The sequence below is a fragment of the Streptomyces sp. CHD11 genome (assembly GCF_018638295.1).
Classification (GTDB): Bacteria; Actinomycetota; Actinomycetes; order Streptomycetales; family Streptomycetaceae; genus Streptomyces.
On record NZ_JABTTS010000206.1, the window covers coordinates 1 to 301 of the forward strand.

Consider the following 301-nt stretch of genomic DNA (forward strand, 5'->3'; position numbering starts at 1 on the left):
CTCGCTGACCGTGGAGGGCGCCCACGACCCGGCGAGGCTGGGCCGCAACACCCGGGCGGCGCTGCTGCGGATGGCCCGCATCATGGTGCCGGTCTGCGCCGTGCTCTTCCTCGGCGCTCCGTACATCCTGGGCGTCTTCGGCGCGGAGTACGCCGGGGCGGCGACCGGGCTGCTGCGCTGGTACGCGGTGGGGGCGCTGCTGCGGGTGGTGACCGAGGTGTACTTCAGCGTGGAACGGGCGCGCAGCCGCACCTCGGGGCTGGCCTGGCTGCAGGGCGTGTTCTGCATCGTGATGCTGGGG

The 301-nt window shown here is 73.8% G+C and carries 1 pseudogene; it reads left to right on the top strand.

Features of this window, described 5'->3' with window-relative positions:
• Window positions 1-301, top strand: a pseudogene (locus HTV45_RS33785) (lipid II flippase MurJ); the annotation flags it as partial.